The sequence below is a fragment of the Corynebacterium sp. MSK204 genome, assembly GCF_030229885.1.
Classification (GTDB): Bacteria; Actinomycetota; Actinomycetes; order Mycobacteriales; family Mycobacteriaceae; genus Corynebacterium.
In genome coordinates this window covers 57,442-71,141 of the sequence record NZ_JASPGQ010000007.1, presented here as the reverse complement: position 1 = coordinate 71,141, position 13,700 = coordinate 57,442, and the positions used below count along the sequence as shown (strand labels likewise).

Sequence of the window (13,700 nt, the reverse complement as noted above, 5' to 3'; positions counted from 1 at the left end):
GGTTCACCTATTTATTGTAGAGGCAAAAACCTTCCGTTGCGTCAATTGTAACGGGACAAGCGTTCTGTTTAAAGCTTTTAGTCGCACTCGGCGCGTTTACTGTGTAGGCGGCGGCGGTAACCATTATCTTTAATGAAGAACGACTGAGGAATATGCGCAGTGCATAACCCCCGATCTCGGGTGCACGAGTCTCCGTGATAGGGAAATAGAGGGAAGAGGATTGAATGGTTCCGGGTGATGTGGACGTCCCGCGGCTGGCTCAGCAGCTCAAGCAGGATGGCGTGGCTTATTCCGCACCCTCCCTGGAATCGGATACTCAGCTGAACGCACACGTCGCAGAGCAACTGCGTGAGGGTGACGGGGTTGCCGTGGTCGATGTCTTTGTCTCCAAGGCCGCCGACGCGCGCGACATTGCACAAGAGCTCTATGATGCTACCGATCTGCACACTGTCATCGTGCAGACCCCGCGCCATGTCTCCTCGGTTAGCGAGAACTATAGCCGTGCGGATATTGAATCTTCCCAGGCGCAATTAAAACCGGGACTTAACCAAGTCGATCTTGTGCAGCAGTACTATGCAGGGCTTGAGCAAAGTAGCTTTCCAATGGTCGCCGTCGTCGCAGTCGTCGCCATACTCGCCCTACTTTTCGGCGGTTTAAGTTATTGGCGCGCCTCCCTTCACCGCGAACTTCGGGGATAAGTAGCTGCCATTCAGGAGGGCGCGGGTCCGGGGAGAGTGGACGTATCAAGGCGTCCAAACGTATCCAACTTCTAGCTATGTTTGTTCGAAAAAGTAGAAGAAAAATTCCATTTTTTCAGCGCTCGGCGCGCCCCAGAACCATCCGCCGAATCGAGCTAAATTTTGCGGCCGCATGAGCGTCGTGGCGTACCACACCGAAGGGACTCGCGGTGCCCGCTCTGAGATTTATAGAAAATGATGTTCAGGAATTGGCGTGATTCATCGGCCTCCTTACGGGCACCCCTCGGGTGACTCCGGGTCGCTGCGGATGAAGAAAACTGTGGTTGCCTAAAAGGTCAGGGGAGCGGGGGAGGGGTCAAAGTAAAGGTTTAGTGGTTGACTTGAGTTGGGGGAGTGGTTCTAGAGCTGCGAAATGGCTCCGAATTGGTTACAGCTCGGGGCGCAAGACCCTCGAAATACGAAAACCAAAGTGATGAACATCACAATAACGGGATGGTAACAAAATTATTGCAGGTTAGGTACGACTGTTGCGTCATGTGGTTTAACTTGACTCCACGTAATTAAGTGGAATGTGTGCGAAAAGGGCGTGTCGTGACGTATGGTTCGAGTGTCGACTCAAGGGACATGAATATCTTCTTGAGTTCATGGGCTTAGCCTTGACGGTCAATTGAAGATTCGCACGGGTATGTGGGGAAGCACGCCTCGCGGGAATCGAGGAATTGGCGGTTCTTGGAAGTCAATGAACCACGGAGCGAACTCTCGAACGGGAGAGTAGAAAATCTTTCACTTGAGCGATGACAATGTTCGAAAAATAAACATCAACCCACCTTCCTTAAAAGTGGTGAGACGAGTTCGCTAGAGCTCCGTTGTGTGGGTATGCGGGTGTTGTTCTTTGTCGAGCCCTTCGATATTGGATTCCCGGAGAAGCGGAATCCAGGCACGAGGTTCGCGAGGAGCGCAGTCGGGTACGTGCAGAATGAGAGAATGAGGGAACCGGAATCACACTAGGGCCAGCATCGTGTGGCCTGTTCATGGTTTGTGGCCGCTTGCCCTCGCACGGAAGAGTACGCGAATAAAGCTGTACATCCACTGCGCCGCGGCGAGTTGCGCCAAGGATCATAGGGCAGTTCTCACTGTGCCAAGCGCAGCGTGCGAAGGGGCTTGGACTCTTCCAGCAACCCAAATTCACCGCACGCCACAACTGGAGCTCTATGAAGATGCGCCAATCCTAGATTGGAACTGCAATGGGTGAGTAGTAGATGCTCCCTGCAGTGCTAAAGCGCTCACGCTCACAGTAAACCGCGTAGGACACGTGGAGAAAGTGCACCATACATGTCGCTGGTATGGGGAAATAGTAGCGATTGTTGGGCATTGAGTCGTGAGGCTACTGAGCTCAAGCATCAGTGCATAGAGCTTTAATAGACGTGCGCAATCCCTAGGTGAAGTCTCTACTTTTCGGGCTCATGTGCCGCTTACCTCCTGGAGCTAAGGGCTGGCAGGGCGATAACGCATACCCATAAGCCTTTGGGTGTGCGGCTATCGGATTCGGAATATCGCAACGAAGACTCTGAGCTTGCTGCTGTGCGAAAATGCGCAAGCTTCAGTGTCTCGGGCATTCCTATGCCCAAGTGCGGTTCATGGTGTCCCAATCTTTAACAGGAAGGTGGTCCAAACAAGGAGAATTCCAGTGGCCACCATTCGTCTACCGCGCATCCGACATGTTCGCGCAACTATAGCTGCAGTCGCAGGTGCCGCAGCGCTATCGCCCCTGATGTCCATCGCTCCCGCGGGAGCAGATGAGCACCCCGATCCCGCCCAAGCCGGCGCGGTTGAAAAAATTCCAAGCGCCGGTGCAGATGACTCCATTGCCCGCGCTGTATCAAACGTTGATGCTCAGCAGCGGGACGTAGAACAGCTGCGGCGGCTCCTCGCCCAGGCGGAGGAGCAAGCGGCGGCCGCGACGGAGCGCATCGCCCAGCTTTCGGACGATCCTGAGCTTGCGGACGATGCGGCAGAGCTTGACCAAGCTTATGCCGATAAGCGCGCAGCCGAATCGGCAATGGTAGAGCACCGCCGTAACTTGGCCCAGCGGGAAGCTCAAATGAATGCCACCCGTAACTTCGCCGAGGCGTCTTTTGCTCACCAGCAGCAGGCGGTGGAGGTATCCCAACAAGGCGACCTTTCAAAGGTGCAAAATCAAGATAATAACCTTGATTTTAAGGTAGATGGGGATGTGTTTGCCGATGCTCCCGTCAAGTCGAAAGACTTGAATAAAGACAAGGCTCAAAACTTTACCGACGAAATCGTTTCCGACGAGACTCCGCTACCTGAGGCGACTAATAACGACGTCGGTTCGGACGAGCAGGCGGATCCGGCGACCCCGAAGGCGGAGTTCGGCACTGCGCTTAACCAGGGGGCAACCCCGTCCTTTAACACGGTGGACTATGGCACCGGATCCTCGGCATCGGACGTTATGGACGTCGCCGGGGAGCTCGCCGCATCCGTCGACCAAGACGATGTGCGAGCACTGATGGAGGGATCTGCAGACTTGTTGGGGATTGGCAGCCCGAATACGGCGCCATCGGCAAGCACTGATCCTTCCGCCACCGGTCAAGGGTCCGGAACGCCATCCAACCCTGCTTCGGGCAATAGCAGCCAGATTGAGGCAGTGATCGCTCGCGCAGAATCCGTCATCGGCACCCCATACGTGTGGGGCGGTGGCGACAACAATGGCCCAACTGGTGGCCTCCGGGACGGCGGCATCGCCGATAGCTTTGGCGACTACGGCCGGAGCGGGTTTGATTGCTCTGGATTGACTAAGTACGCGTTCGCCGCAGCGGGCCTGGACCTTCCGCACTACACCGGCGCGCAGTACCAGATGGGCAATAAGGTTTCGCGCGACAATTTGCAGCGCGGCGATCTCATCTTCTACGGCGCCGGCGGCAGCCAGCACGTTGCGATCTACTTGGGCAATGACCAAATGATTGAGGCCCCGCAGTCTGGGCAGAACGTACAGGTCTCCCCTGTGCGCTGGGCTGGTGCGACCCCGGATGTTGTGCGCCTTCTCTAATTCTTAGCCTTGTGGTTGCTACTATTTAGGGCATGATTGACGCACAGCATCCTGCCCAAAAATTCGACGCCCTCCTCGTTCTTTCTTTCGGTGGCCCGGAAGGAAACGAGGAGGTCGTTCCGTTTTTAGAGAACGTTACGCGGGGCCGCGGAATTCCGCGCGAGCGCTTAGAAGTAGTGGGCAAGCACTATTACCACTTTGATGGGGTAAGCCCGATCAACGGGTTGAATCGGGAAATTATCCATAACGTCGAAAGCGAGCTGAAAAAACGCGGACATAATCTACCGGTTTATTTTGGCAATCGAAACTGGCACCCCTTTGGTACGGCTACCGCAGAGAAAATGGCGGAAGAGGGGATCCGCTCGGTGGCCGTCTTCGCCACCTCCGCTTGGGGCGGCTACTCGGCGTGCAGGCAATACGATGAAGACATTGCTGCGATGCGGCAACACCTTGCAGATAAGGGTCTACCAGAAATCGAGTTCACCAAGATTCGACAATTTTATGATCACCCCAAGTTCATCGCGGAGATGGTCGATGCCGTCGCCGAGGCCTGGCGGCGTATCCCCGCAGAGAAAATGGACAGCGCGCGTATGCTGTTTACAGCCCACTCCGTGCCGAATGCACACGATAATGTCGGTGGCGCCGATGGGGACAAGAACCTCTACTCCCGGCAAGTAGCCGAAGCCTCCCGATTGGTTGCCGAGCGCGCCGGAATCTCGGATTATGACCTGGTCTGGCAATCGCGCTCCGGCAACCCGAAGACGCCGTGGCTGGAACCAGACATCGTGGACCACACCACCGCAATCCATGACCACGACGGCGTAGACGCCGTGGTGGTGTGCCCCATCGGTTTTATCTCCGATCACATGGAGGTCATCTGGGACTTGGATTCTGAGCTGCAAGCCGCTGCCGATGAGATGGGCGTACAGGTCGAACGCGCCCGTACCGCTGGCCCCTCCCAGCGGTTTGCGGGCATGGTCGTGGATCTGGTGGAAGAACTCGAACAGGGGAAACCGTGGGAGACCAGCGGGAATGTCACCGTTCAGGGGTGTACCACCAACGGCGCGCCTTGCGCTGCGGGCTGCTGCGATATCCGCGCTCACTAAGGGGCCGGCGAGCCTGCTCTAGCGGGCGAATTCCGCTGCCGAATAAGCCACTCCCGTCATCCGCGCCTGCCGGATATGGCGCCACAGCCGGAGAAGCTCCGGATCGAGGCTGTGATCGTTGATCCTATCCGTGACGGTTTCGATGATCGCGGCAACGCGGTCCGCGCGCGCAAAGAGCTTTGCAGCCCGTGGCGGGGTGGCCGGTGGCAGGCCGGGCGTGTCATAGAAATCGCTCAAGGTGCCCACCGTGAGCCGGGGATTAGAAAGGGCGGTGGACTGGTAGCCGGTGGCCGTAATGAGATCGGCGGATTCATCCGTTGCCTTAGTCAACAATGCGTCCGCCTCGCCGGGGCTTAGCCAGGCAGGCGAGGGCAGCGGCTGATCCTCGCAGATCACCTGCCATGCCGTGTGGGCTCGACGGGGATGGGGGATGAGAACGAGCGAGACTTCCGGATTATTGGTGCGCACCACAATGGAGCCCGCTGAACTTTGCGCGGCCGCACGGGCAGACTCTGAGCCCGCAGGAAGCGCCGGCGCTTCACCCGGCCCGGATAAAATGAGCCGGAGGAGAGGCTCCCCGCCCGCGCCTGGCTGAGAGGTGAGCTCTTGCGTTTCGGCGCGCAGCAGGGCGAGCAAATCGATGAAGGGGGATTCATCGAAGCATTCGGGGCGCCCGCCCAGTTCCGTCAATGCATCGAGCAGCTCATCTGTTGTCTCATGTCCCCACAACCACGCAGCGAGCCAGATGGCGGAGTTTTGGAGAGGGGACCACACTTCGGCGCGCATATCCATGGCGAGCAAGTGTAGTAGATAGACTATCGGGCCATGAGTTTAGATCCTTATGGCGGAGATATTTTTGCTGGGCACCGGCGCAGCAAGCCCACCCAGTATCCAGAAGTGCCGGCAGAGCCGGGCATGGTGGTAGAAGTGCGTGGTGATGATTTCGTGGGCGCCGTTTTAGGCGTGGACAAGACCGTCTTTGGCGAGGTCGTGCGGCTAGAGGACCGCCACGGTATCGAGCGAGTATTTAACCTCATTAAGGGCGGATTCTTAGTAGAAGGCCAGCCGGTGACGCTCACTCGGTATGTGCCCAAGCAAGCACCCCGCAAATCGAATTCGGGCTCTAGGCGGGTAGAAAACGTGGAGGCCAAGGTAGCAGCGCCATCGCGCATTTGGGTCGAGGGCGTCCACGATGCCGCCATTGTGGAAAAGGTGTGGGGTCATGACTTGCGTGTAGAAGGCGTGGTCGTGGAATACCTAGAAGGCTTGGACAACCTCGAAGAAAGGCTGGCCGAGTTTCAGCCTGGCCCCGGTCGCCGGGTCGGCGTGCTCGCGGACCACCTAGTCAAGGGGTCGAAAGAAACGCGAATGACTGAGTCAGTGGGAGAGCACGTTCTAGTCACCGGCCATCCCTTTGTGGATATTTGGGCGGCAGTAAAACCGCAACGGGTAGGCCTGCAAGCATGGCCGGAGGTACCGCGCGGTGAAGACTGGAAGACCGGAATCTGCCGCCGCGTGGGGTGGTCCGATCCCTCCGATGGGTGGCGCCACGTTTATAACGCGGTCCATTCTTTCTGGGATTTGGACTCGAGCCTTATCGGGGCGGTCGAGCGGCTGGTGGATTTTGTGACCACGCCGGAGCTGCGCAAATCAGACCTTGTCTAAGCCGCCGCGGGCCGAGCTTTCTGGCCCTAGGCTAGATTGGCCCGTTCAATGAGGTTGACCGCCAGTTGCCACCCGGCCATCTCGGCGCTCCAGCCCGCAGCCTGCAGCCTTTGGGACATCGCCTGTTTGGAAATGCCCAATTCTTCCGCGGCCTCATTTTGATTGAGCCCCGCCCGTACGAGCGAGGTCGCCTCGCGGCCCTCGATAGTGCGCTTATTCAGCACGTATCCAATGAGCGCGAAGGCGGCGGCGATATCGCTTGCCTCCGCGGAACGGCCGCGCTTATTGAGCTTGGTGTAGACCTGCCCCATGCGCGCGGAATTTTTCAGCGCCGCGGTGGCCACGTGGCGCGCGCTGTCCTCGTCTGCCTGGTTGCCGGGGCTGATGCCGATGCCGATGGCCCAGTCGCCATCGGCAAGCAATGCCATGACGACCTCACACACCGCGGTGGCGGAATCGACAACGGCGCAAATATCCTCCACGCCAAGGACGTGAAACTCGCCGACGCCCTCGAGGGTGGATAGCGCGGCGGCCGAGCGCTGCACGAGCTCAGCGCGGCGCACGGAACGTCCACGGTAGCGGGCATGGACAGCGAGCACGAGGATCCTCCTTCATCGCGAGCAGTTCGTTACAGTCTACCGCTTGACCTTGACTGGACGGGAGTCGGCAGGCGCGAATCGAGTACAAGCCCGCCTATGCCGGCGAGGGCAAAGACGATAAAGGCAGCGATAATCCCAGGGCTGGCCGTGCCAGTAAGGGCATCGCCGAAAAAGACGCCAATGACCGTGGTAGGAATCGAGCCGACCAACGTAGCTACCGTAAAGTGAGAAACGCTGATGGGGGTAAGGGCGGCGACATAGTTGAGAAGGCTGAAGGGCACTCCCGCGACCATGCGCAGGGAAGCGATGGCCAGCCAACCGCGCCGCTCGAGGTGGGCATTGATGGTATAAACCGCGGGATGAGCAAGGTGCGGCCTAATCCAGTCTCCGAGCAGTCTGCGCACAATCAGCAGCGATAATACGGCCGAGATGGTGAGCGCGAATAGCGAGATAGCAAGACCCCGCCAAGGGCCGAAAAGGATGCCAGCTGCAATCGTCCAGATGGTCCGGGGTAGGGGAAATTGCGTAAATATGACATAACCTAGCGTGAAGGCAACCGGAAACCACGCGCCAAGGCGGGCAGCGGCGGCCCGCATCTGGGAGAGATTGGGAATATCGAGCCAGATAAAAAGCGCAACTCCAGCAAGCGCGAGCGCGATGATGAGGCTCCAGCGTCGCGGTGACCACGCGCGGATTGAGCCCCAAGCAGAGTGGATGAGTTGAACGCAGAAGCTACCAAAGCTGCGTATCCAATCCCGGAAAGTGGTCATGCGTTTGTATCGTAGTCGGCTGGGCCGGGCTGATAGAAAAGAGCTGTACTCATAGAAAAATCTCGAGACACCATAGGAACGATGTCTCGAGACTTCACGATGTGCCCGGAGGGGGACTTGAACCCCCACGTCCGTTAATAGGACACTAGCACCTCAAGCTAGCGCGTCTGCCATTCCGCCACCCGGGCTGGGTGTTTACAACCTCTCGGTTGGGCACCCCGAAACTTTATCGTGTTCCGCTATTGGAATACAAATCGCCAGGTAAATCCTCATAAAACGGACGATCTCAAGGCGGTGAAAATACATCCTTGTAACTTGGGTGGCCGTAGCGCGAAAGCAGGAACGCGGTACGAAACCAGCCGCCTAGTGGAGGGTTAGTGGGAGGGACATCGACAAGCGCGTGTGATCTGCGGTACAAAGGGGTACATGACTTCTTATGCAGATGACACTCGATTCCCCGGACCTGACCCCTACGCCCCGCTGCGCGATCTCCCCAGCTTCGGGCTGTCTTCTACCGACTTGGTAGAAGGCGATGAGATCCCAGAAAAGCACCGCGCGCCGGAAAGCGTGTCCCCGCAGCTGGCATGGTCCGGCCTGCCGGAGGGAACCAAGTCTTTGGCGGTCACCTGCTTTGACCCGGACGCACCAACCGCCTCCGGTTTCTGGCACTGGGCCGCTTTTAATATCCCCACCGATGTCTCCGAGCTGCCCACCAATGCCGGTGCGGCAGAGGACCTTGGCATCGACGGTGTTATCAGCCTGCGCAATGATTCCGGCAACCGCACCCACTTTGGTGCCAACCCGCCGGCCGGCCACGCGCCGCACCGCTACCTGTACGCGGTCCACGCCGTAGACGTAGAAACCCTCGACATTGATCCAGATTCTTCCCCGACCGTCCTCGGCTTCAACCTGCACTTCCACGCATTGGGCCGGGCAATCCTTTGGGGTTGGTACGAGGCCAAGTAATGGCGAGTTCCGCTCCTAAGAATCCAGTGACCCCACCCGCTGCGCTGCGGGTGGGCGGCGCCTTTTTGGTCGTTGCTTTTGTGCTGGTCCTATTCGCCCTCATTTCCGTCTTTAGCGATGGATGGGGCGCACCCTTTGTGTGGACCTACAGCAACCTCGCGATCATCATCGCTGCGGTGATGGTGGGTGCCTTCAGCACAATGAGCAAGGAGCACGCCGGCAGCCGCGCGCAGATCATCGCCCTGGCGGTGGCGGTGACCTTGATCATTGCTAGCCGCTTTCTGCCGCAGCATGATCTCCTGATTCAACAGCAGTATTGGCTGCTCTTTTATGCCGGTATGTCCGCCATCTGCGCCTTGATTTTGCGGCGCAGCGTCATGGCGACCTCTTAAGCGGTCCCTAAAACAAGCAATGCCACGTGTTTCTACACGTGGCATTTGTGCTATCTGGTGGGCTGCTAGTTTATTGCCTTCCACGGCAGATTGGAGCCTACAGCCTCAGAAATATTGTTCAGGCCATGGGCGCGAATTTGCTTGGCGATGCCCCTGTGAATATCCCGAATCCAGTCCGGACCACCGTAGATGAGCCCGGTATAGCCCTGGAGAAGGTTGGCACCTGCGGCAATCCGCTCCCACGCTTGCTCCGGGGTGGTAATCCCGCCGACGGAAATCAGGACGAGCTGCGAGCCCACGCGCTCGTTAAGGCGGCGGAGCACCTCTAAGGAGCGCTCGGCTACGGGTGGACCGGAAATTCCACCGGCGCCAAGGGCTTCTACCTCCGCGCGGGGAGTATTCAGTCCCTCGCGGGAGATGGTGGTATTGGTGGCGACGATGCCGGCAAGGCCCAGTTCCACGGCGAGATCGGCGACGGCATCGACATCGGCATCCGAAAGATCCGGTGCGATCTTGACCATGACGGGAACATCGGTGGATTCTTGCACGGCGCGCAGGATGGGGCGAAGCGATTCGACCGCCTGCAGGTCCCGCAGCCCGGGAGTATTGGGGGAGGAGACATTGACCACCAGGTAGTCCGCCAGACCGCCTAAAACGGAAGCGGAGCGGCGGTAATCATCCACGGCGCGTTCTGCCGGGGTGATCTTGGTTTTGCCGATATTAATACCGATGACGTCGTTGGACCGGCGCTTGCGCAGGTTTTCTGCCACGGCGGCAGCGCCCTCATTATTAAAGCCCATCCGGTTTAAGATGGCGGCATCTTTTTTGAGGCGGAAAAGGCGGGGAGTCGGGTTGCCCGGCTGCGCCTGTGCCGTGACGGTGCCCAGTTCGGCGTAGCCGAAACCAAGCGGCGACCAGGCATCGGCAGCCGCGGCGTTCTTATCAAAACCGGCCGCGAGGCCAAGCGGGCGCGGGAAGGTGATCCCGCAAACTTCTTGTTTCAAGACTGGATCATTGACAGGCAGGATGCGGCCAAGCGCGCGATTGGCGGGCCCTGCCGCGTGCAGGATGTGCAGGCCAGAGTTGATGATGCCGTGGATGCGCTCGGGGCTTAAGCGAAACATCCCGCGCAACGCCAGCTGATAGGCGCTTTTGCGCAGCGAATCAAAGGTCGAAACCATGGATTAAGACTCCTTTTTCAGGTGCGGATCCGCCACGAACTGCAGCCCCTGGCCGGATGCGGAGGCAACCACGATGGTGCCATTGGAAAGAGCGGAAATATTTTGGGCATCGGCAAGCGTGGCAAAGTCGCCGCGGGATTCGGGAACGCCCTTGTCAATGGAATAGGCGTGCGCGGTATTGTTATCGGTGGTGGTGACCCATGCGAGCTCGCGCGAGTCATCCCAGGTTACCGCCCAGGGAGTGCCGTCCACCACGCCGTATTGGTGCAGGCGGACGACGTCATCGGAAGTATAGACTGCGATCCGGCCGCCCTCGGTATCGGAGGCGAGCACGACGCCGTTATTACCCACCGCGATTTGGCCGACACCCTGGCCAGCGCGCAACCGGCCGCCGGCGCGGTCATTGGGCCAATCGATATTCTGGATCGTGGAATCCGAACGCTGAATGCGCACAATCCCGTCATCGCCATCCGCATTGGGAACGGCGAGCATCTGGTCCGATCCGGCCTCTACGGAGATTTCGCCGTCCCGCGTGCCATCCTTGTATCGGCCCACCACAGCGGAATCGTCTGCGGTGACAAAGACCTCGCCGGTCGAAATCTGGGTAGCGGCGGTGACCTGGAAGTCCTCATCCATGTTGATTTCTTCCGGTGATTCCGGCGCAGAAGGATCTATGAGCAAGACCTTGTCTTGGCAAGCCAAGACGAATCCAGATTCAGAAGAGCTTAAATCGCCGCAGGTGGAATCGATATCGATGCTCTTAGCCTTGTTGGCCCCAAAGTCATCCTGGCTGCCAATGTGCACCTGGTCTGCGGTGCGAACGGCAATCGTATCTTTTACCGCAGCCAGATCCGTAATGTCTTCATCGAAATCGATGACCGTGCCGGCAGGATCGGTGTCACTGGGAGAAGCGGCCGGGGTGGCGTTGCCCTTCACTGCGGTTTCGGGATCACCGCCTACGCCCACGGTGGAATCGCAGGCGGCCAACGCAGCAGTGGAGAGTGCTAGCAAGCTGGATAGTACGAGTGTGGAGCGGGATCGTGATTTCACGGATACTTATCCTAACAGCGCGCGTTGCGATTTCCCGAAGCCGTGCGCGGCGGTAGTGTATGGCGGGTGATTTCTGATACCGCGACCGAAGCAGTTTCTTGGGCACAAGTAATCGTTTTATCCATTGTGCAGGGGCTTACGGAGTTTCTCCCAGTAAGCTCCTCGGGGCACCTGCGCATTGTTTCCGAGCTCTTTTGGGGCAACGATGCCGGTGCTTCCTTTACGGCCGTCATCCAGCTCGGCACCGAGCTTGCCGTGTTGGTCTATTTCGCCCCGATGATTTGGCAAATCCTCTCCGGATGGCTCCGCGGGTGGACCAACCCCGCCTCGCGTGGACAGGACTGGCGCATGGGCTGGATGGTCATCGCCGGATCCATTCCCATCGGCGTTATCGGGTTGGTTTTTGAAGATGCCATTCGCGGGGCGCTGCGCAACCTGTGGATCACCGCCGCGATGCTAATCCTCTTCTCCTTCGTCTTCATCGCCGCCGAGCGCGTGGGCTCCAAAAAGCGCGGTTATGACGGGCTCACGATGAAGGATGCCATCATCATGGGCCTGTGCCAGTGCTTGGCGCTGATCCCTGGTGTTTCGCGTTCGGGCGGCACCATTTCCGGTGGTCTTTTCTTGGGCCTCGACCGCGAGGTGGCCACGCGCTTTAGCTTCCTCTTGGCCATTCCGGCGGTGCTGGCGTCGGGGCTTTTTTCGCTTCCCGATGCCTTCGCACCCGAGGCCGGCCAAGCCGCGTCCGGCATGCAGCTGCTCGTCGGCACCGGAATTGCCTTCGCCTTGGGCTACGCCTCGATTGCGTGGTTGTTGAACTTCGTGGGCAACCACTCCTTTGCATGGTTCGCGGCCTACCGCATCCCAGTGGGCATCCTCGTGATGATTCTGCTGGCCTTGGGGGTCCTACAGCCCATTTAAAGCACCCCATAAGTTCGCGTTAGGATAGGTGCCATGCATTCTTGGCCAACACCTTCTTTTAGCCCCGTCCCAGGCGATGCGGCACAGCTCTATCTCTACGATTCCGCGAACCAAACCAAGGCCCCCGTGCAGGTGAATGGGGATACCGCCACCATGTACGTGTGCGGTATTACCCCGTATGATTCGACCCACTTGGGCCATGCAGCCACCTACCTCACCTTCGACCTGATTTACCGGCAGTTCTTGGATGCAGGCAAGAAGGTCAATTACGCGCAAAATATCACCGACGTCGATGACCCGCTCTTTGAGCGCGCGGAGCGCGACGGCGTTGATTGGCGCGAACTCGGCACCTCCCAGATCGACCTTTTCCGCTCCGATATGGAGCTTTTATCGGTCATCCCGCCGCAGCACTTCATTGGCGCCATGGAAGCGGTCGATGAGATCGTGGACATGGTGCAAAAGCTGCTGGATAATGGCGCTGCCTATGTGGTCGATGACCCTGAGTATCCCGATGTGTATGCCTCCATCGATGCCACCGAAGAATTTGGTTATGAATCCAACTACTCGATGGAACAGATGCGGGAATTTTTTGCTGAGCGCGGCGGTGACCCCGACCGCCCTGGCAAAAAGCACCCCATGGATGCCTTGATTTGGCGCGCCCACCGCGAAGGTGAGCCGGCGTGGGATTCTCCCTTCGGTCCCGGCCGCCCCGGCTGGCACATCGAGTGCTCTGCCATCGCCACCAATTACTTGGGTAGCACCTTTGATATCCAGGGCGGCGGCAGCGATCTGAAGTTCCCACACCATGAATTCTCCGCAGCGCATGCAGAGGTCGCATTGGGTGTCGACCGAATGGCGCAGTTTTATGTCCACACCGGAATGATCGGCCTCGACGGCGTGAAAATGTCCAAGTCCTTGGGCAACCTGGTCTTCGTGCACAAGCTCGTGGAGCAGGGCGAGGATCCCTCCGCCATTCGCCTCGGCGTATTTTCCGGCCATTACCGCGCCGAGCGGGACTGGTCCGATGAGGTGCTCGACCAGGCCAAGACCCGCCTGGCCACGTGGCGCTCCGCCCTGGAAACCCCTGGGTCCCTGTCGGCTGCGGAAGGTGCGGTAGCGGGGCTTCGCCAAGCGCTTGCCGATGACCTCGATACTCCCACCGCGCTGCGCGCCATCGACGATTGGGCAGCCAGCGACCGGGGCGAGGATGAAGAAGGCGCTGCGGAGTTGGTGCGTACCGCACTTAATTCGCTGCTCGGCGTGCAGGCCTAGCCAACTTAGG

13 protein-coding genes and 1 tRNA gene are annotated in these 13,700 nt (G+C 58.9%); 8 read left to right on the top strand and 6 right to left on the bottom strand.

The features are described 5' to 3' along the window. Positions 1-224: 224 nt before the first annotated feature. The 3 genes from QP908_RS06050 (at position 225) to QP908_RS06040 (ending at position 4,874) form a co-directional block, all read left to right on the top strand. Positions 225-698: an Rv1476 family membrane protein gene (locus QP908_RS06050; protein WP_239268148.1), complete on the top strand. Its 474-nt coding sequence runs from the start codon at positions 225-227 to the stop codon at positions 696-698. A 1,687-nt stretch (positions 699-2,385) separates the two neighbouring features. Next, the gene (locus tag QP908_RS06045; protein WP_284771900.1) at positions 2,386-3,768 is read left to right on the top strand and encodes an NlpC/P60 family protein; all 1,383 of its coding nucleotides are present in this window, start codon (positions 2,386-2,388) and stop codon (positions 3,766-3,768) included. Between the two features lie 32 nt (positions 3,769-3,800). Next, on the top strand, positions 3,801-4,874 hold the full coding sequence (locus tag QP908_RS06040; RefSeq protein ID WP_284771899.1) for a ferrochelatase: 1,074 nt from the start codon (positions 3,801-3,803) through the stop codon (positions 4,872-4,874). Between the two features lie 18 nt (positions 4,875-4,892). Here the strand turns inward: QP908_RS06040 and QP908_RS06035 are convergent, their stop codons facing one another. Beyond that, positions 4,893-5,666, bottom strand: coding sequence for an Rv1486c family protein (locus QP908_RS06035; RefSeq protein WP_284771898.1), 774 nt, complete (start codon positions 5,664-5,666; stop codon positions 4,893-4,895). 33 nt (positions 5,667-5,699) lie between these two features. Between QP908_RS06035 and QP908_RS06030 the strand changes: the two genes are divergently transcribed. Then, positions 5,700-6,539: a DUF3097 domain-containing protein gene (locus QP908_RS06030; protein ID WP_284771897.1), complete on the top strand. Its 840-nt coding sequence runs from the start codon at positions 5,700-5,702 to the stop codon at positions 6,537-6,539. A gap of 26 nt (positions 6,540-6,565) precedes the next feature. On the opposite strand, the gene QP908_RS06025 is transcribed toward QP908_RS06030, so the two are convergent. The 3 genes from QP908_RS06025 to QP908_RS06015 form a co-directional block, all read right to left on the bottom strand. Continuing rightward, complete coding sequence (locus QP908_RS06025) at positions 6,566-7,138, bottom strand: hypothetical protein (protein ID WP_005282991.1); 573 nt, start codon at positions 7,136-7,138, stop codon at positions 6,566-6,568. Positions 7,139-7,167: 29 nt separating this feature from the next. Then, complete coding sequence (locus QP908_RS06020; RefSeq protein WP_284771896.1) at positions 7,168-7,908, bottom strand: TVP38/TMEM64 family protein; 741 nt, start codon at positions 7,906-7,908, stop codon at positions 7,168-7,170. Between the two features lie 102 nt (positions 7,909-8,010). Beyond that, positions 8,011-8,096: transfer RNA gene (locus tag QP908_RS06015), tRNA-Leu, on the bottom strand. A 238-nt stretch (positions 8,097-8,334) separates the two neighbouring features. On the opposite strand from QP908_RS06015, the gene QP908_RS06010 reads away from it, so the two are divergent. Continuing rightward, a complete protein-coding gene (locus QP908_RS06010; RefSeq protein ID WP_023022376.1) occupies positions 8,335-8,874 on the top strand; it encodes a YbhB/YbcL family Raf kinase inhibitor-like protein in 540 nt (179 codons plus the stop codon). Further along, positions 8,874-9,266 carry a hypothetical protein gene (locus QP908_RS06005; protein WP_284771895.1) on the top strand — a complete coding sequence of 131 codons (393 nt, stop codon included), beginning with the start codon at positions 8,874-8,876 and terminating at the stop codon, positions 9,264-9,266. The genes QP908_RS06010 and QP908_RS06005 overlap by 1 nt, the downstream gene beginning before the upstream one ends. Before the next feature lie 65 nt (positions 9,267-9,331). Here QP908_RS06005 and QP908_RS06000 read toward each other — a convergent pair whose 3' ends face one another. Both QP908_RS06000 and QP908_RS05995 read right to left on the bottom strand, forming a co-directional pair. Further along, positions 9,332-10,447: a quinone-dependent dihydroorotate dehydrogenase gene (locus QP908_RS06000; RefSeq protein WP_284771894.1), complete on the bottom strand. Its 1,116-nt coding sequence runs from the start codon at positions 10,445-10,447 to the stop codon at positions 9,332-9,334. A 3-nt stretch (positions 10,448-10,450) separates the two neighbouring features. Beyond that, complete coding sequence (locus tag QP908_RS05995) at positions 10,451-11,497, bottom strand: NHL repeat-containing protein (RefSeq protein WP_284771893.1); 1,047 nt, start codon at positions 11,495-11,497, stop codon at positions 10,451-10,453. 66 nt (positions 11,498-11,563) lie between these two features. Between QP908_RS05995 and QP908_RS05990 the strand changes: the two genes are divergently transcribed. Both QP908_RS05990 and mshC read left to right on the top strand, forming a co-directional pair. Next, positions 11,564-12,418 (top strand): undecaprenyl-diphosphate phosphatase, encoded by an 855-nt coding sequence (locus QP908_RS05990; RefSeq protein ID WP_284771892.1) that lies wholly within the window; start codon positions 11,564-11,566, stop codon positions 12,416-12,418. A gap of 33 nt (positions 12,419-12,451) precedes the next feature. Beyond that, positions 12,452-13,690: a cysteine--1-D-myo-inosityl 2-amino-2-deoxy-alpha-D-glucopyranoside ligase gene (gene mshC / locus QP908_RS05985; RefSeq protein WP_284771891.1), complete on the top strand. Its 1,239-nt coding sequence runs from the start codon at positions 12,452-12,454 to the stop codon at positions 13,688-13,690. Positions 13,691-13,700: the final 10 nt, after the last annotated feature.

Excerpts from the sequence above, each read along its gene's own strand:
- QP908_RS06020 (WP_284771896.1), bottom strand. The coding sequence starts at position 7,908 with ATGACCACTTTCCGGGATTGGATACGCAGCTTTGGTAGCTTCTGCGTT.
- QP908_RS06005 (WP_284771895.1), top strand. The coding sequence starts at position 8,874 with ATGGCGAGTTCCGCTCCTAAGAATCCAGTGACCCCACCCGCTGCGCTG.
- QP908_RS06035 (WP_284771898.1), bottom strand. The coding sequence starts at position 5,666 with ATGGATATGCGCGCCGAAGTGTGGTCCCCTCTCCAAAACTCCGCCATC.
- mshC (WP_284771891.1), top strand. The coding sequence starts at position 12,452 with ATGCATTCTTGGCCAACACCTTCTTTTAGCCCCGTCCCAGGCGATGCG.
- QP908_RS06010 (WP_023022376.1), top strand. The coding sequence starts at position 8,335 with ATGACTTCTTATGCAGATGACACTCGATTCCCCGGACCTGACCCCTAC.
- QP908_RS06000 (WP_284771894.1), bottom strand. The coding sequence starts at position 10,447 with ATGGTTTCGACCTTTGATTCGCTGCGCAAAAGCGCCTATCAGCTGGCG.
- QP908_RS06030 (WP_284771897.1), top strand. The coding sequence starts at position 5,700 with ATGAGTTTAGATCCTTATGGCGGAGATATTTTTGCTGGGCACCGGCGC.
- QP908_RS06040 (WP_284771899.1), top strand. The coding sequence starts at position 3,801 with ATGATTGACGCACAGCATCCTGCCCAAAAATTCGACGCCCTCCTCGTT.
- QP908_RS06050 (WP_239268148.1), top strand. The coding sequence starts at position 225 with ATGGTTCCGGGTGATGTGGACGTCCCGCGGCTGGCTCAGCAGCTCAAG.